Genomic DNA, 18192 nt, shown 5'->3' with positions numbered 1-18192 from the left:
TCATGAGGATTTTAAAGTTGCAAAGATAAAGCTATTTGAAATGGAATTTTCTCAAAATTTCGTTAAGATATTCTTTTTTAAAATTATATTAGTTAGCTTTGATGTCTATCTAACTTATCATTTGTAATGAGACGACATATTTTTACTTTACTTTCATTTTTTATTATTTCAACTTCATTTTTTGCGCAAAATATTCAATCGCCTGACGAGTTTTTAGGCTATGAGTTGGGAACACGCTTTACGAACCATTATCGTGTGGTGGATTATTATCAATATTTAGCAAAAGCTTCTAATATGGTTCAATTGGAAGAATATGGTAAAACTAATGAACATCGTTTGTTACAAGTAGCCTACGTTTCTTCTCCTGAAAATTTAGAAAATTTAGAAAGCATTCGAAGTAATCATATAGCAAATACTAAAATTAGCTCTTCTGAAAATACTGCCGATAAAGCAATTGTTTGGTTGAGTTATAATGTGCATGGAAATGAATCTTCTGGAACAGAAGCTTCTATGAAAACAATTTACGAACTGATTACTTCCAAAAAAGCTTGGTTGCAAAATACGGTTGTGATTATGGATCCGTGTATCAATCCAGATGGACGTGATCGATATGTGAATTGGTACAATCAAGTAGCTAGTTTTCCGTATAATTCAAATCAGAAAGCCAAAGAACATGATGAACCGTGGCCAGGTGGAAGACCGAATCATTATTTGTTTGATTTGAATAGAGATTGGGCTTGGGCAACACAAGTAGAAACACGTCAACGCTTAAAAGTGTATAACAAATGGTTACCACATATTCATGTAGATTTTCATGAGCAAGGCATTAACGAACCGTATTATTTTGCACCAGCTGCAGAACCTTTCCATGAAGTGATTACTGATTGGCAACGTGATTTTCAGACGCAAATAGGAAAAAATCATGCAGGTTATTTTGATAAAGAAGGCTGGTTGTATTTTACCCGTGAGCGTTTTGATTTGTTTTATCCAAGTTATGGAGATACATATCCAACGTTCAACGGAGCTATTGGAATGACGTATGAGCAAGCTGGGCATGGACGTGCTGGTTTAGGAATTATTAATGATGAAGGTGATTTGTTGACCTTGAAAGATCGTATTGCACATCATCACACAACAGGATTATCTACCGTAGAAATTTCTTCTAAGAATGCTGATAAGCTAAATTCAGAGTTCAAAAAATATTTTAGTAATAAAGACTTCACTTATAAAAGCTATGTATTAGAAGGAAATAAATATCGTATTAAAAAGTTAATGAGGCTTTTGGATAGACATGAAATTCAATATGATTTGACTAGTAACACTGTAAAAGGTTTTGACTATCAAAGTGGACAACAAACTTCAAGAAAGGTAAAAAATGCATTATTAGTAAGCACCAATCAAGCAAAAGCCAATATGGTAAAAGTATTGTTTGAACCTAAAGCCAAATTGAGTGATTCGGTTACTTATGACATTACTGCGTGGAGTATTCCATATGCGTACGGATTGAACACTATTGCTTCTAAAACCATTGTTCCTTACGATAAAATTACTGGTTTTGATATTCCACTAAATGTTCCGCAAAAAACAAATGCGGTTGCCTATGTAACTGATTGGAAAAATGTTGCAGATGCTGCATTTTTAGGGCAACTACTACAAGCTGGAGTTCGCGTACGATTTGCAGAGAAGACTTTTACAGTTAATGGAAAAACGTTTGATCGTGGTTCTTTGATTATCACCAAAGGCGATAATAAAAATGTAGCGAATTTTCATGATACTGTTTTTGATATCGCGATTGAGAATTATATCCAATTATCAAGTATAACTTCAGGATTTGCAGATAGCGGTGTCGATTTAGGTTCACCAGATATTAAGGAAATTAAAATGCCAAAGATTGCAGTGATTTCTGGAGAAGCAACAAGTTCCTTAGCTTTTGGGGAGCTTTGGTACTTTTTTGAACAAGAGTTAAAGTTTCCTGTAACGAATATTAATTCTGATAGTTTTTCTTCTGGCACACTAAATTCATTTAATATTTTGATTTTACCTGATGGAAGTTACAGAGATATCTTCGATAGTAAACAATTGAAAACCTTGAAAAACTGGATTTCTCGAGGCGGAAAAGTAATTGCTATGAAAGGTGCATTGCGAACTTTTGATGGAAAAGAAGGGTTTGGAATTTCTAGAAAACAACCTGAAGACAATGGTGGTAAAAATGAAATCATTTCGTATGCAAAAAGCGAACGCCAAAATATTTCTAACTATATCACAGGTGCTATTTTTAAAACAAAAGTAGACACTACGCATCCGCTAGCTTTTGGTTATGATGATTCTTATTTTACATTGAAGTTAGGTAGCGATGCGTATGATTATTTAAAAGGTGGTTATACGGTTGCATACTCGGAAGATAACAAAGTAGTTTCTGGTTTTGCAGGTTATAAAGCTGTGAAAAATATTAAAAACACCTTAGTTTTTGGAGAACATAGAATTGGAAATGGAAGTATGATTTATATGGTAGACAATCCAATGTTTCGTGCTTTTTGGGAAAATGGAAAGCTGTTTTTTGCCAACGCTGTTTTTATGGTGAATAATAATTCGTTTGAACTGTAGCTTCGACTACACTCATCTAATTTATTTGGATACGCTTTCGCTTTTGGATCGCTGACGTTGTTAGGTATTATTAGATCGCTATCGCTCTAAAACTCCTGAACGCTTCGCTTTTAGATTTTTCAATCAAACTAATTCTTAAGCTTATTAACGCTTCAGCATATATTTTTTGATTCGTAGATTTGTTTGTTTGAAATTTATGCGATTTAGCAATAAGTTTCTAATTTAAGGAGAAACAGACTACTTCGTCATAAACTCTTGGTAATGACGTATCAATTACTTTTACATTAAAATTTTAGCATTTGGCGTTTTGAGTTCTAAACAGGTTCTCCGTACAAATCAAAATCAGCGGCATCTGTGATTTTAACGTCTACAAATTCACCTTGTTTTACGTAGAATTTTGAAGCATCAATTAAGACTTCATTGTCTACATCTGGAGAATCAAATTCGGTACGACCAACGAAATAGTTTCCTTCTTTACGATCAATGATACACTTAAAAGTTTGTCCAATTTTCTCTTGATTCAATTCCCATGAAATTTGCGACTGAATTTCCATAATTTCATTCGCGCGTTGTTGCTTTACTTCTTCTGGAACATCGTCTTCTAAAGTGTATGCATGCGTGTTTTCTTCGTGTGAATAGGTAAAGCATCCTAAACGTTCGAAACGCATTTCTTCAACCCAGTTTTTAAGTGTTTGGAAATGCTCTTCCGTTTCTCCTGGATATCCAACAATCAGTGTCGTACGAATAGTCATTTCTGGAACTGCAGCTCTAAATTCTTTCAACAATTTTGTTGTCTTCGCTTGATTCGTTCCACGGCGCATAGATTTTAAGATATCATCTGCAATGTGTTGTAATGGAATATCTAGATAGTTACAGATTTTTGGTTCTTCTTTCATAACTTCTAGTACGTCCATTGGGAAACCTGCAGGAAACGCGTAATGCAAACGAATCCATTCAATGCCTTCTACTTTTACCAAGGCACGTAATAATTCGGCTAGGTTTCGCTTTTTATATAAATCTAATCCGTAATAGGTTAAATCTTGTGCAATTAAAATGAGTTCTTTAACTCCTTTTGCTGCTAATTTTTCTGCTTCAGTAACCAATTCTTCAATTGGTGTAGATTTGTGTTTTCCTCTCATTAAAGGAATCGCACAAAAAGAACACGGACGATCGCAACCTTCTGCAATTTTAAGATATGCATAGTTTTTTGGTGTTGTTGTAATTCGTTCACCAATTAACTCATGTTTATAATCTGCTCCAAGAGCTTTCAATAATTGTGGTAATTGTGTCGTTCCAAAATATTGGTCTACATCTGGAATTTCAGCTTCTAAGTCTGGCTTATAACGCTCACTCAAACAACCCGTCACAAAGACTTTATCAACTTCTCCATCTTCTTTCTTTTGAACATAGTCTAAAATCGTATTTACACTTTCTTCTTTGGCATTATTGATGAATCCGCAGGTGTTGATTACCACAATATTTCCTTCTTCCTCATGTGCTACTTCTTTGCCATTTGCCTTTAGTTGTCCCATCAAAACTTCAGAATCGTATACATTCTTAGAACATCCAAGTGTAACTACATTGATCTTATTTTTCTTTAACGTCTTTGTTCTCATATCAAAAAAATCAGTGGACAAAGATACAATCTAATTTAAACCTTTGGTATTTTTATGAGTCTTAAATGAAAATCTAAAAGATGAATCGTCCACTTTTTTTTGCTACACTCTTTTTTTTAGTACTTTTTTTAAACTGTTCTTCGGAAGCTGTCGACGAAATTCTAGAAGAAGAAAGACCTACTATTGTTGATGACTCTCTGTATTTTCCTCCTCTAAATTCGAGTACTTGGGAAACGAAAGCCATTGCAGAATTAAATTGGAACACAGATCAATTACAACCACTTTTAACTTATCTTGAAGAAAAAAACACCAAAAGCTTTGTCATTTTACACAAAGGAAAAATAGTAGTTGAAAATTATTTTGATGAACATACAGAATCATCACCTTGGTATTGGGCTAGCGCAGGAAAAACATTGACAACCGCAGTTGCAGGAATTGCACAAGAAGAAAATCTTCTAAACCTCAACGATAGAGTTTCAGATTATATTGGCAACAATTGGACAAGTGCCGCCTTAGAAAAAGAGAATTTAATCACTTGCCAAAATCTATTGTCTATGACTTCTGGTTTGGATGATGGTTTAGGAAGTGGCATTTCGCCAAGCGATTTAGAATATCTTTCCGATGCTGGTTCACGTTGGGCATATCATGGTGTTTTTTTAAAAATGCAAGATGTTATTGCCGCTGCAAGCAATCAATCTTGGGATAGCTATTTTGAAACGAAACTAAAAAATAGAATCGGAATGACTGGCGCGTGGATTCAAACGGACAATGCAAATGTATATTGGAGTACAACGCGAAGCATGGCACGTTTTGGTTTATTAATTGCTGCGAATGGCACATGGAATGATGAGCAAATTATTCCAGAAAGTTTTTTGAATGAAGCTACCTCTACTTCTCAAAACATTAATGAAGCCTATGGTTATTTATGGTGGCTCAATGGAAAAACGAGTTATCGTTTGCCACAAACGCAATTGGAGTTTAGCGGTGAACTCGTTCCAAATGCACCACAAGATATGTACTGTGCTTTAGGAAAAAATGATCAGAAAATTTATATCGTTCCAAGTAAAAACTTAGTGATTATCCGAATGGGAAATGCTGCTGACAACGCCAATTTTGCACTTTCTGACTTTGATAATGTCCTTTGGGAAAAGATTAATCTGTTGATAAACTAGTTAACCCAAGTTTCCTATAAATTAGATTACATTTTTGATTTGAAATGCCATTACAAATAGGATGAGTTTAATAATGAATCCTTTTGCAGTAACAGCATTTATATGTCTAGGCATAAGGCCAGTAATTTGACTAATAAATGTTTCAATTATTTTTCTCATAGCTTCTTTGATGTAAGCTTTAAAGGGTTCATCCTTTCTTTTTGAGTTTTTCTCTCTAGCGATTTGTAAATGAACTTGTTCTGTCTCTTTAAATAGGTCTTCAAGCTCATAATCAGTATAGCCACTATCTCCATATAGTGAGCTCTCTGCTTGTAAATCATGATACATTCGTTGTGATATTTGTGAGTCATGTTCTTTGCCTTCTACAAAATACATTTCTACAGGAATCCCTTCTTTAGTGGTAATCAATTGCACTTTAAATCCATAAAAGTACTCCCGTTTTGAAGCATTATAAGCTCTATATTCTTCTCCTTTGACTAATTTACAACGCTTAATGCGCATGTTATGACATACTTTTACAGGAAATGAGTCTTTAATATATTCCATTTCACAATGGATATATTTGAAGATCCTACCAATACTAAAGAAAATACTCAACAATAATTCTTTGAGTTTATGTAAACGTTTGGTAAATCCACTTTTATTGAGGATTTTGTCAAATATATGACTCCACATATAAGAAAGTGCTGTAGTTTGATTCCCTGCAAAAAACATAGCAGAAACTATAGCTACAGTGAGCAGTTGACTATCGCTACATTTTCTATTGTTATGTTCTTGATGTTACATTTGTTTTAAAATATCATCTATAGTACAGTATATCTATATAACTTTGTCTTGGTGCATCTTGAGTGATTTTTTTGTCTTGCTATTTCAAAAATATCAAAACTTAATTTGCTCCGTTTTTTTTTTGGGAAACTCGGGTTAATTATTTATATAGCTTAAGGATAAACTCAAAAGTTGTTTGCTAAAGCCTGATTCCCTTAAAAACTCAATCGCAACAACACTACGCAAACCAGTTTCACAATAAACAACCAAATCTTTATTTTGCGGTATTTCATGAGCCCTAAATGCTAATTCTCCAAGAGGAATATGTTGTCCGCCAATATGGTGTTCTGTTCGTTCCCAAGTCTCTCGAACATCTAACAAATTATAGTGTTGTAAATTCTTTTCTAAAGTGGCGAGTGTTATTTTTTTAGAATGCTTTGGGATTCCGCAAAAGGCTTCATAATCTTCAGAAAGTTCTGTAATTGTAATAGTATTGTTTTTTTTCAAATTCAATACCAATTGTTGAGAATTCAATGCATTGTAGGTAAGTAGTTTTCCTGATAAGACCGTTCCGATTTCACAGATAATTTTTAATACTTCATTGGCTTGAAAACATCCAATAATTCCAGGTAAAATACCCAAAACGCCTATGTCAGAACAGTTAGGAACTTCATTAGATTTTGGAGGTTTAGGAAATAAACAACGATCGGTTGGACCATTTTTGTAATTAAAAACACTTACATGTCCTTCAAACTTAAATATAGAACCGAAAACGACAGGTTTATTAGCTAAAATTGCTGCATCATTGATTAGATAGCGAGTAGTGAAATTGTCACTTCCGTCAACAATAATATCATATTTATTGAAGAGATCAATTGCATTTTCGTGCGACAAACGTTTAGCATACGTAGTAAAATTTACTAAGGGATTTAATCGTTGCAAACGTTTAGCGGCTGCGTCCGTTTTTAAAATTCCAAGATCATCGTACGTATATAGAATTTGACGTTGCAAATTACTTTTGTCAACAATATCATCGTCAATAATTCCAATAGTTCCAACACCAGCGGCAGTTAAATACTGAAGTACAGGACAACCCAAACCACCTGCACCAATTACTAAAACACGAGCTTTTTTTAGTTTTAATTGTCCTTCAATTCCGATATCATTTAAAATCAGATGACGATTGTAATGTTGTTGTTCTTCCTGAGTTAGTTCCATTGTATTTTTACTGCCAATTATTTGCCCAATCTTTCCAAACGACTTCCAAACCTTGATTTTTTAACATCTGTGTTATTTCCTCTGTAGAGCGTTCGTCCGATATTTCAAATTGTTCCAAAGATTGTTGCTCAACTGCATAACCACCAGGATTTGTTTTAGATTCAGCACTGATAGAAGTAATGCCTAAATTGACAATATTATCTCTGAAAACTTCACTTTCTCTGGTGGAAATTGATAATTCAACATCTTCATCCAACAATCTATAAGCACAAATTAGCTGAACTAAGTCTGCATCTGTCATTTCTACTTTTGGCTCTAAGCCTCCTGAGTGTGGACGAAGTCTTGGAAATGAAATTGAGTACTTAGTTTTCCAATACGTTTTCTGTAAATACTTTAAATGCAATGCCGTAAAAAAACTGTCAACTCTCCAGTCTTCCAAACCAAATAAAGCGCCTAATCCTATTTTATGAATCCCAGCTTTTCCCAGTCGATCAGGAGTTTCCAATCGATAATCAAAATTAGATTTTTTCCCTTTTGGATGATGCTTTTTATATTCGTTTCTGTGATAGGTTTCTTGATAAACTAAAACCGCGTATAATCCATTTTCAATCAATAATTCATATTCATCTTGATCGAGTGGTTGAACTTCTATCGTTATATTAGAAAAATGAGAACGAATAAGTTGTATGGCGTTGTTGATATACGGAACACCAACCGTTTTATTAGCTTCTCCAGTAACTAAAAGAATGTGATCATAACCTTTCGACTTTATGAATGCAACTTCTTTTAAAATCTCGCTATCCGTTAAAGTTCTGCGTGGAATTTTATTCGTCAAACTAAAACCACAATACGTACAAATATTTTGACATTCATTACTCAAATACATTGGAGCATACATTTGTATGGTATTACCAAAACGTTTTTTAGTGAGTTGTCTACTGAGTTGTGCCATTTCTTCTAAATACGGTTTAGCTGCAGGAGAAACCAATGCTTTAAAATCTTCTAAAGTACATTTGGAGCTTCTCAAAGCTTGTTCAACGTCCGCAGTAGTTTTGTTTAAAATACTGGTAAGTGTTGTGTCCCAATCATATGTATCAAATATGTCTTTGAATGTACTCATGATGTTAGTTCAAAAATGAGGTTAAAGGACTACTAGCTTCCGCTTTTTTATGGACTATTGGTGCTAGTTTTGCTTCATAGGCGATTCTTCCAGCTTCTACAGTTAGTTTAAATGCTTTCGCCATTTCTACAGGATGTTGAGAAACAGCAATAGCAGTATTTACTAAAACCGCATCAGCTCCTAATTCCATAGCATGTGCAGCGTGACTGGGACTACCAATTCCTGCATCCACAATAACAGGAACATTGCTCTGATCAATAATAATTTCTAGAAACTCTAAAGTTTTCAATCCCTTGTTGCTACCAATTGGAGCGCCTAATGGCATTACGCATTGTGTACCGACTTCTTCCAAGCGTTTGCATAAAACAGGATCGGCATGAATATATGGCATCACTACAAATCCTAACTTTACCAATTCTTCCGCAGCCTTTAATGTTTCTATTGGATCAGGTAATAAATATCTAGGATCGGGATGAATTTCTAATTTAATCCAATTCGTTTTTAAAGCTTCTCTAGATAATTGTGCCGCAAAAACCGCTTCTTTTGCATTTCGGACACCAGAAGTATTTGGTAATAAATTGATTTTAGGATGTTGTAAGTGCGTTAAAATGTCATCTTGCTCGTTTTGTACATCAACTCTTTTTAATGCAACAGTAATTAATTCACTTTCAGAAGCTAATAGCGCTTCTTTCATTAACTGGGAAGAGCTAAATTTTCCAGTTCCTGTGAACAATCGAGAGTTGAATTCTTTGCCTGCTATGTTAAGTATGCTTGCCATGCTATTATTTTTCATTAGGTACTTTCCAAACTTGTTCGTTGGTTGAAGGACCTCCGAGTAGTTTATTAAATTTTGAGATGTTATTGAAATCGTTGGTAATCGCTCCAGAAACTGCAATTCCATGAATGCCCGTTATCATTAGAGGTTCCGTGTCGTTTACTGTAATTCCACCAATAGCGATAATTGGGATTGTTGTTTTTAAAGCTTCTATGATGGTTAAGTAGGCATTTTTACCTAGCACAGGACTTAGATTTTCTTTCGTGCTGGTAAAGCGAAACGGACCTAAACCAATATAATCTACTTGTTTTTTTATGAGTGCTTCACAATCTTGAAAAGTATTGGCTGTTCCACCTATAATTTGCCAAGAAGCCAGTTCTCTCCTTACTTTTAGTGGACAAGCGTCATTTTTTCCCAAATGCACTCCATCAGCTTTTATAGCGATTGCTATTTTGTAATGATCATTGATGATGAGTCGCGTTTGAAAATAATCTGTAATGTCTTTTGCTTTTTGAGCAGTTTCAAGTGCTACTACTTCATCTAAATTTTTGAGACGTAATTGCACCCAATCGGCGCCTGCAATACATGCACGTCGTATATGTTCCAAATGTGCTTCGGGAGTTGCTCCTTGAGATATATAATGTAGTTTTGAGATCATGTTAATTCTTTGAATGATATCCTAATAAGGTTGAATTTGAGCTTAAAAAACGTTCTGTGTAACGCTTTCCTCCATAACAAGCTTTTAAGAGTGGAAATCCTAAAGCTAAATAGCTTGTAATTGCGGATGATAATACACAGCCGCTACCATGTTTTTCTGTACAATTAGATGATTTTGGATTCAGGTTAAATTGTTTTCCTTCAAGAGTGAAAAGTGTATCTTGTCCAACGTTATCAGTTTTATGTCCGCCTTTTAAGAATAGATTGGTTTTAGATGAAATATACTGAATGGCCTGCTCGATATTTTTATCAGAATACAACTGCTTTATTTCATCATAATTTGGTGTAAGCAGATAGATTTTGTCCAAAATTTGATCAAAAAAAGCTTCATCTGTAGAATGAAATGTAAAATTAGAGCTTGATCGTAAAACGGGATCCAATATAATTTTAATATCCGGACTTAATTTTAATAATCGATCTATAATTTTTGATAAAACTTGCCAATCTTCAACAATTCCTATTTTTACATACGCAATGTCAAATCGTTTAAAAAGTAGTGATATTTGTTCAAGAATCACTTCAATAGGTGTCCAGTAACAACTATGAAATTCAATATCATCTTGAATCGTATTCGCAGTACAAACAGCCAAACCATAGCATTTTAAGGCTTCAAATGTTTTAATATCTGAAGTGAATCCAGCTCCGTTTGATGGATCAAATCCAGCAATGGTTACTATGTGAGGTCTTTTTTTCATTTTATTTCACCTTGCGAATAAGTATCGTAATGCTGTTTTATATGTTGAAAGCTTTCCATAAGATCAATTGTATTCCACACGCCGCCTAAAACACCAATTCCAGTATATCCTAATTTAAAGGTGTCTGCTGTGGTTTGTGTGTTGATTCCTCCCATACCCACAATTTTTTTATCAATATGACTTACATCAAAACCTCTTCCTTCATATCCTTTTTTAGAAATAGAAGAAAAAACAGGACTCAATAAGTGATAATCAAAATCTACTTGGCAAGAAGCCAATACCTCAGGTTCGTGGAAAGAACTGCTAACTATGAAGTTGTTAATTTTAAAACGATTCACATATTTTTTTAAATCATTGCCTAAATCTAACCGAGGTTGTTCTTGAATATGTATTCCTTTCAAATTGAATTCTTCACATAAATGATGATATTCGTGAAGCATGATTCGATTGTAAAACTGAGCTTCTATTTGTTGTAATAAAGAACGATATGCTTCTTCTTTAAAACTCGGTTTACGTAAATGCAAAACTTCTAAACCAGCATTGAATAGTTGGTTTAAAAGCTTTGCTTCATTGGTGATTTCTTGTTCTGATGTAAGTACAATAAACATTACAGATATACTTCGCTTCCTTTTTCTTTAAATTCCTTTGATTTTTCCTCCATTCCTTTAGCGAGCACTTCATCTTCTTTGATTTCATTCTCAGCAGCAAAATCACGTACTTCTTGAGAAATCTTCATAGAACAGAATTTTGGGCCACACATGGAGCAGAAGTGTGCAATTTTTGCGCCTTCAGCAGGTAACGTTTCATCGTGATATTCACGTGCTAATTCAGGGTCTAGTCCAAGGTTAAATTGATCTTCCCAACGGAATTCAAAACGTGCTTTACTCAAAGCATCATCTCTATGTTGCGCTCCGGGATGTCCTTTTGCCAAATCGGCTGCATGTGCAGCTAATTTATAGGTAACAACTCCTGTACGCACATCATGTTTATTAGGTAAACCTAAATGTTCTTTTGGTGTTACATAGCAAAGCATAGCTGTACCATACCAGCCAATCATGGCTGCTCCAATTCCGGATGTAATGTGGTCGTAACCTGGCGCAATATCTGTTGTTAATGGTCCTAAAGTATAAAAAGGAGCTTCGCCGCAAGCTTCTAACTGTTTGTCCATATTTGCTTTGATCATGTGCATTGGCACATGTCCTGGTCCTTCAATAAAAGTCTGAACATCATGTTTCCAAGCAATCTTAGTCAATTCTCCTAAAGTTTCAAGCTCGGCAAATTGAGCTTCATCGTTAGCATCTGCAATACATCCTGGACGCAATCCATCTCCTAAAGAAAACGCTACATCATAAGCTTTCATAATTTCACAGATTTCTTCAAAATGTGTATATAAAAAGCTTTCTTTATGATGTGCTAAACACCATTTTGCCATGATAGATCCACCACGGGAAACAATTCCTGTAATTCGTTTTGCGGTCATAGGAACATAACGTAAACGAACACCTGCGTGAATAGTAAAATAATCTACACCTTGCTCGGCTTGTTCGATTAAGGTATCACGGAAAATTTCCCATGTTAAATCTTCTGCAATACCATTCACTTTTTCTAAAGCTTGATAAATTGGCACTGTTCCTATGGGAACTGGTGAATTACGAATAATCCATTCTCTAGTTTCATGAATGTTTTTACCCGTAGATAAATCCATGATGTTATCAGCTCCCCAACGACATGCCCAAACGGCTTTTTCTACTTCTTCTTCAATGGAAGAAGTGGTGGCTGAATTTCCAATATTCGCATTAATCTTCACAAGAAAATTTCTTCCTAAAATCATAGGTTCTGCTTCCGGATGATTGATATTAGAAGGAATTACAGCACGCCCTCTGGCGACTTCTTCTCTGACAAATTCAGGAGTGATTTTAGCAGGAATACTAGCTCCAAAATCTTGCCCTGGATGTTGTTTAGATAAACGTGTCATTTCATCAATACGTTGGTTTTCACGAATTGCTACGTATTCCATTTCTGGAGTGATGATGCCTTGCTTGGCATAATACATTTGCGAAACATTTTTCCCTTTTTTAGCTCTTTTCGGTTTGTGTTTTAAATTGAATCGCAAATGATCTAAGCTAGAATCGTTGAGTCGTTCATTGCAGTATTCAGAAGAAAAAGAATCTAATTCTTTAACATCTCCACGGTCTAAAATCCACTGTTCTCTTATGCGTTCAATTCCATTATGCACATTTATTTCTTTGTTTGGATCAGTGTACGGACCAGAAGTATCGTATACAGTTACAGGTTCGTTTGGCGTACGTTTTTTGGTCATGGAATCTACCGTGTCACTTAATGTTATTTCACGCATAGCGACATTAATATTCGGGTGAATTTTTCCCGGAACATAAATCTTTTTAGAGTTAGGGAATGGATGCCTTGTAACTCCGTCTTGCTTTGGTGCAGTATCTTTTTTCTTCATAATAAAATAAAAGCTTTAACCTCCTTGAGTTGCAGTAATAATTAAAATATCATCTCCTTGATGCAATTTTTGAGCATCCCAGTTTTCTTGAGCAATAATATTTTGATTAATGGCCACGGCAATACCTTGGGTAGTAATGTTTAGTCTTACTAGCATCTCTTTAAGGCTAGAGTTTTCTGTGGTTTGGTGTTGTTTTTGGTTTATGTTTACAGTAATCATTTTTATTAAAATATGATAATGAACAGATTGATATATCAATCATGTATATAACGTAAACAATAAAGTAGTAGAAATATAAAATTGCAGTAGTGTATACCGTGACTTTTCCCTCCGTTGGTATTAACCAAATCAGGTTCTAAGGATATGTCTCAAACTAGAAATTCTAGCTACTCCTAAAGTTTACGATGCAAATATAGTGAATTTATAAGTATACATGCTAAACTTTTAATTCGCTCAAGTAGCTTTATAATTTAAATATTTTTAATTTAAAAATTAAACCAATAGGAAATACTATGATTATTGAGTTTAGTTATGATAATGGTATATATGGTAAAGAAAAAGCAGAAAATATACCTCCGAATTTTTTAAAAACAATCAAGTATTTTATCAAAAAAACGATTGAAAGTAAGCACTAAAAATAGTAAGAAACAAAGGTTTAAACATTTAAATCTAGTGAATGGACTCAACATCAAAGTGTTCAGTATTTACTGAGTTTTTTGCTAGGTTACTTGCGATATTTTAAATTAAACTTTAATAATAATTTTCTTTTTGAATAAAATATACCCAAGAAGTATATAAAACAATACAACAGCTAGCGCATAAAGCAGTGAAGACATTTGATCACTCAAAAAAGAATGAACAAATAAGTTATTGTAAAGCGATGAGTGTATATTGTCATTTTCTCCAACTTTAGTCAAATAAAATACTTTAGAGATAAAACTGGACAAGAAATAAATGGTAATTGCGTTGGTACCAACATATTTAAAAACGGCTCCAAATTTTAAATGTAGTACGTCAGTTATAAAATAAATTATTGATAAAGTTAAAACTGCCCAGCCACAAGTAACTAACACAAAACTGCTAGTCCACAACGCTTTGTTTATAGGAAACCAATAGCTAAAAATATATCCGATTGCAAGCAGACCTATCGCGATTAAGAAAAGTAACGCTTCTTTTCGATGTAGATAACTCATCAATATTTTACCAATTAAAATACCTAATACACAAGTTATGATAGAAGGAATAGTACTCAAAATACCTTCAGGGTCATAATCTGGTTTCCATGTGTGTTGTCCCAACAGACTAAGATCTATATAATTTACCCAATTATTTGGAGCTCTGTCAAAAGTTGGTAGGGTTCCATCAGAAAAAGGGAAGAACCCTAAAAAACTCCAATAAACCACTAAAGTAACTATTGATACACCTAGGAGTGTTTTCCAATTGCAATGCAGGTATAATATGGCAGAAATACAAAACACAATCCCAATACGTTGTAAAACACCTGGTATTCGCATGGTTTCCAAATCTGTGATGAATGGTAAATACGGTACAAATAGGTTGAGAAATAATCCCAACCCAATAAGTTTTAAACTCCGAATAAAAATCTTTTTATAGGTTAATACCGTTTTAGGTTTGTTTTTATAGGCAAATGCTATAGAAATTCCGACAATGAATAAAAAGAAAGGAAATATCAGATCAGTTGGTGTTAAGCCATGCCATTCTGCATGTAATAACGGAGGATACACATGTGACCAAGTCCCGGGAGTATTGACCAGAATCATTGCTACTACAGTAATTCCTCTTAAAATATCAACGGAAGCAATTCTTTCTTTTCTCATATGACAAATGCATTACTATTTTTTAAGTCCCACTTTATGTCCCCAAAAAGCATAGTATAAAATAATCACATAACACGGCAATAATATCCAATATCCATAAGATGCTGCTTCGGCTGTAGCTACTATTTCTTCAACTCCGTCAGTGATCAAATATTCTTTTTTACTATCTACTAATGCTCCATACAAAGGAGGCAACACAGCGCCACCAGAAATTCCCATAATTAGCAAAGCGGAAGCTGTTTTTGTAAATTCCCCTAATCCTGTTAAGGCTAAAGGCCAAACTGCTGGCCATACCAACGCATTGGCAAATCCTAAAGCAGCTACGAAAAGGACAGAAGTAAACCCGCTCATAAATACTATGGCTATTGAAAGTGCAATTCCTAAAAATGCACTTGCTTTTAAGGCAAAAGCCTGACTTATATATTTTGGAATTAAAAAGACACCTAAAGCATAAGTAAATACCATTGCCATAAGTGTCAGCAATGTAAAGAATTTTGCCTGATCGGCAGGAATATCTAATGCAATTCCATAGGCAATAATGGTATCACCAGCAATGACTTCCACACCTACATATACAAACAATGCTAAAACACCTAACCACAAATGTGGAAACTGAAAAATACTGGTTTTTGACTTTTCGCCATCTTTTGGTTCTTCTAAAGGAGCTGCTTCTACATTTGGCAAAGGCGCTTTTCTAATTAAAACACCTAAAATAACAAGTACAATTGCCATGATAATATATGGCATCACAACACCATCTGCAGTACTATTTAATAATTGATCTTTTTCTACCTCACTAATGGTGGTTAATTTTTCTTTTACATCATCTATACCTGTTAATAAAATAGCTCCAAAAATAACAGAACCCAAAGCGCCTGCTACTTTATTGGCAATTCCCATAATAGCAATTCGTTTGGCTCCGCTTTCTATAGGTCCTAATATAGTGATGTAAGGGTTAGAAGCAGTTTGTAATAAAGTCATACCGATTCCTTGAATAAAAATAGCGACTAAAAACATCCAATAGGTTCTTGCATTTGCTGCTGGAATAAAAATTAAAGCACCAACTGCCATAATTAATAAACCTAATGACATGCCTCCTTTAAAACCTATTTTTTTAATAATATTAGAAGCCGGAAGTGCCATGACAACAAAAGAAATATACGAAGCTGAAGCTACTAAATATGATTGAGAGTCGGTTAGCTCGTTAATGGTTTTCATATAAGGAATTAGCGCGCCATTAATCCAGGTAACAAACCCAAAAACAAAGAATAAACCTGCGATGATTACAATAGGAACTAATGTTGACTTTTTTGGTGTATCGGAAGTTGTAGACATTTTATAATATTGGAGATTAGTTAATTTTTAGTATCGTCATTAATATTGAAAATGCGTTGTTTGGTGATTTTAAGATAGTTTCTGCCAATAGGTATTTTTTTGTTTAAAATTTCAACTGTATTCCCCTCTAAAGCGGTTATCTTGTTGATCGATATTGTATAAGATCGGTGTATTCTTAAGAAGCTAGATTGCGGTAATTCTTCTGTAATGGCAGAAAGCGATTTATGTACTACATAGTCGCCAATAGTCGTATTTACTTTGATATAATCTTTTAGACTTTCTATGAATAAAATATCACTGAAATTTACTTTGACCAATTTCTTGTTGACTTTCAAAAAAATGTGTGGTTCTTGTTGTAATCCTACATCTGAAGTAACATTATTCATGTACACTTGTTGATATATTTTATTGATCGTTTTTAAAAAGCGATCAAAAGGAATAGGTTTTACCAAATAATCCAACACATTCAGTTCAAAGCTTTTTACAGCATATTCTCTGTAAGCAGTTGTAATAACTATGAGTGGTTTGTAGCTTAAGTTTTCTATAAACTTAAAACCTGTCATTTGTGGCATATTGATATCTAAAAAGATCACATCAATTTTTTCCTGTTCTAAAATCGGATATGCCTTTAGCGGATTGTTAAAGGTGGCTATGACTTCAACATGATCAAAATTCTTTAAATGATTTTCGATAACCTGAATCGCCAAATGTTCATCATCTATTATAACGCACTTAATTTTCATAGTACTGGAATCTTTAAAAATAAATTGTATGTGTTATCTTCTACATGAGTCTCTAAAACAAAATCATTGTCATATAACAACGTTAATCTTCTTTCGGAATTCATAATTCCTATTCCGTGATTTTCTTCTTCTTTGGTATCAGCATTAAAATTGTTCACGAGCTTAAATTCTAAGTGATTTTTCTTTGTAATTTCAAAACTGATATCAATATTGATTTTATCAACTCCTTTTAATCCGTGTTTAAAACAATTTTCTACAAATGATAAAAATAGTAACGGAGGAATTTCAACATCATCAATATTTCCTGTAATATTCATATTGGATTCTATACGATCATTGAATCTCATTTTTTCAATATCTATATAATTATTAATATGATTTATCTCTTTTAATAATCCAACTTTTGATCCTTTGACTTCATATAAAGCATACTGCATCATGTCAGATAATTTCAAAATTACACGCGGTGTATCTTCCGATTTATTAATAGCCAAGGCATATAAACTATTGAGCGTATTAAAGAAAAAATGTGGTTGAATTTGAGATTTTAAAAGATTCAATTCTGTTCGCATTTGTACTTCTTTCAATCGCTCTGTTCTTTTTCGCTCAAAAATCCAATCGGTCGTTAATTTTAAAGTAGTTACTAATGCTACATCATAAATTCCAATCATAAAAACAACTATAATATGATTAAAAGAATATGCTTTTTGAGGTGTATCAGATTCTGGCCAAACATTTTCGTTAATCAATGCATAAATCAACTCAGTTCGTATGATGTAAAAAATACTCAGTGTCAGAAAAAAATAAAATATATAGCTTGCGTACTTTTTATTTAAAATAAACTTTGGGAATAAAAAATAAATATTGACATATACCAGCACAGCTCCTATAGATACTGTTAATAAATTTGATTTTAAAGAATACCAATAATCCTGATAATAGCTTCCCCATCTTATAAAATTAAGTGTAAAATAACCTAGCCAAAAAGCAATATGATACTTTCTTGGTATGGTATGATTGGAACTTTCTTTAAAGACAGATGTGAGCACGTTTTTGAAAAATTTTGATAATGAATCCTTGATTTTATATGACAATTTTAATGATATAATAATTAATTAACAATAAAT

Annotated in this window: 16 protein-coding genes and 1 riboswitch; of the genes, 2 read left to right on the top strand and 14 right to left on the bottom strand. The window is 33.6% G+C overall.

All coding sequences use genetic code 11. The annotated features are described in order from the left end of the window. Positions 1 to 126 precede the first annotated feature (126 nt). Positions 127 to 2604 carry a M14 family metallopeptidase gene (locus tag MK119_RS06050; protein ID WP_290671857.1) on the top strand — a complete coding sequence of 826 codons (2478 nt, stop codon included), beginning with the start codon at positions 127 to 129 and terminating at the stop codon, positions 2602 to 2604. 314 nt (positions 2605 to 2918) lie between these two features. Here MK119_RS06050 and rimO read toward each other — a convergent pair whose 3' ends face one another. Continuing rightward, positions 2919 to 4220: a 30S ribosomal protein S12 methylthiotransferase RimO gene (rimO, locus tag MK119_RS06045; protein ID WP_290671855.1), complete on the bottom strand. Its 1302-nt coding sequence runs from the start codon at positions 4218 to 4220 to the stop codon at positions 2919 to 2921. An 80-nt stretch (positions 4221 to 4300) separates the two neighbouring features. On the opposite strand from rimO, the gene MK119_RS06040 reads away from it, so the two are divergent. Further along, a complete protein-coding gene (locus MK119_RS06040; RefSeq protein WP_290671853.1) occupies positions 4301 to 5392 on the top strand; it encodes a serine hydrolase in 1092 nt (363 codons plus the stop codon). Positions 5393 to 5413: 21 nt separating this feature from the next. Here MK119_RS06040 and MK119_RS06035 read toward each other — a convergent pair whose 3' ends face one another. The 13 genes from MK119_RS06035 to MK119_RS05975 all read right to left on the bottom strand — a co-directional run bounded on the left by MK119_RS06035 (position 5414) and on the right by MK119_RS05975 (position 18114). Beyond that, on the bottom strand, positions 5414 to 6133 hold the full coding sequence (locus MK119_RS06035; RefSeq protein ID WP_290671954.1) for an IS982 family transposase: 720 nt from the start codon (positions 6131 to 6133) through the stop codon (positions 5414 to 5416). Positions 6134 to 6313: 180 nt separating this feature from the next. Continuing rightward, the gene (moeB, locus tag MK119_RS06030) at positions 6314 to 7375 is read right to left on the bottom strand and encodes a molybdopterin-synthase adenylyltransferase MoeB (protein ID WP_290671851.1); all 1062 of its coding nucleotides are present in this window, start codon (positions 7373 to 7375) and stop codon (positions 6314 to 6316) included. Positions 7376 to 7382: 7 nt separating this feature from the next. Next, the gene (thiH, locus tag MK119_RS06025) at positions 7383 to 8495 is read right to left on the bottom strand and encodes a 2-iminoacetate synthase ThiH (RefSeq protein ID WP_290671849.1); all 1113 of its coding nucleotides are present in this window, start codon (positions 8493 to 8495) and stop codon (positions 7383 to 7385) included. 4 nt (positions 8496 to 8499) lie between these two features. Continuing rightward, positions 8500 to 9273, bottom strand: a complete 774-nt coding sequence (locus tag MK119_RS06020; protein WP_290671847.1) for a thiazole synthase — start codon at positions 9271 to 9273, stop codon at positions 8500 to 8502. 4 nt (positions 9274 to 9277) lie between these two features. Further along, on the bottom strand, positions 9278 to 9928 hold the full coding sequence (gene thiE / locus MK119_RS06015; RefSeq protein ID WP_290671845.1) for a thiamine phosphate synthase: 651 nt from the start codon (positions 9926 to 9928) through the stop codon (positions 9278 to 9280). A gap of 1 nt (position 9929) precedes the next feature. After that, positions 9930 to 10682, bottom strand: a complete 753-nt coding sequence (locus MK119_RS06010) for a hydroxymethylpyrimidine/phosphomethylpyrimidine kinase (protein ID WP_290671843.1) — start codon at positions 10680 to 10682, stop codon at positions 9930 to 9932. Beyond that, positions 10679 to 11290, bottom strand: a complete 612-nt coding sequence (locus MK119_RS06005; protein ID WP_290671841.1) for a thiamine phosphate synthase — start codon at positions 11288 to 11290, stop codon at positions 10679 to 10681. The genes MK119_RS06010 and MK119_RS06005 overlap by 4 nt, the downstream gene beginning before the upstream one ends. Then, positions 11290 to 13149, bottom strand: coding sequence for a phosphomethylpyrimidine synthase ThiC (gene thiC, locus MK119_RS06000; protein WP_290671839.1), 1860 nt, complete (start codon positions 13147 to 13149; stop codon positions 11290 to 11292). Before thiC ends, MK119_RS06005 begins: the two co-directional genes overlap by 1 nt. Before the next feature lie 15 nt (positions 13150 to 13164). Continuing rightward, positions 13165 to 13368, bottom strand: a complete 204-nt coding sequence (gene thiS / locus MK119_RS05995; protein WP_290671837.1) for a sulfur carrier protein ThiS — start codon at positions 13366 to 13368, stop codon at positions 13165 to 13167. Between the two features lie 89 nt (positions 13369 to 13457). After that, a riboswitch (TPP riboswitch) is annotated at positions 13458 to 13553 on the bottom strand. A gap of 339 nt (positions 13554 to 13892) precedes the next feature. Then, complete coding sequence (locus MK119_RS05990) at positions 13893 to 14987, bottom strand: heparan-alpha-glucosaminide N-acetyltransferase domain-containing protein (protein WP_290671835.1); 1095 nt, start codon at positions 14985 to 14987, stop codon at positions 13893 to 13895. Between the two features lie 15 nt (positions 14988 to 15002). Continuing rightward, positions 15003 to 16322, bottom strand: coding sequence for a sugar MFS transporter (locus MK119_RS05985; RefSeq protein ID WP_290671833.1), 1320 nt, complete (start codon positions 16320 to 16322; stop codon positions 15003 to 15005). Between the two features lie 20 nt (positions 16323 to 16342). Continuing rightward, entirely contained in the window at positions 16343 to 17065 is a 723-nt protein-coding gene (locus tag MK119_RS05980) for a LytTR family DNA-binding domain-containing protein (RefSeq protein WP_290671832.1), read from the bottom strand. Next, entirely contained in the window at positions 17062 to 18114 is a 1053-nt protein-coding gene (locus MK119_RS05975; protein ID WP_290671830.1) for a histidine kinase, read from the bottom strand. The genes MK119_RS05980 and MK119_RS05975 overlap by 4 nt, the downstream gene beginning before the upstream one ends. Positions 18115 to 18192: the final 78 nt, after the last annotated feature.

Origin of the sequence: Kordia sp. (assembly GCF_022447245.1) — a bacterium.
Taxonomy (GTDB): Bacteria; Bacteroidota; Bacteroidia; order Flavobacteriales; family Flavobacteriaceae; genus Kordia.
This window is presented reverse-complemented; position numbering and strand designations above follow the sequence as displayed.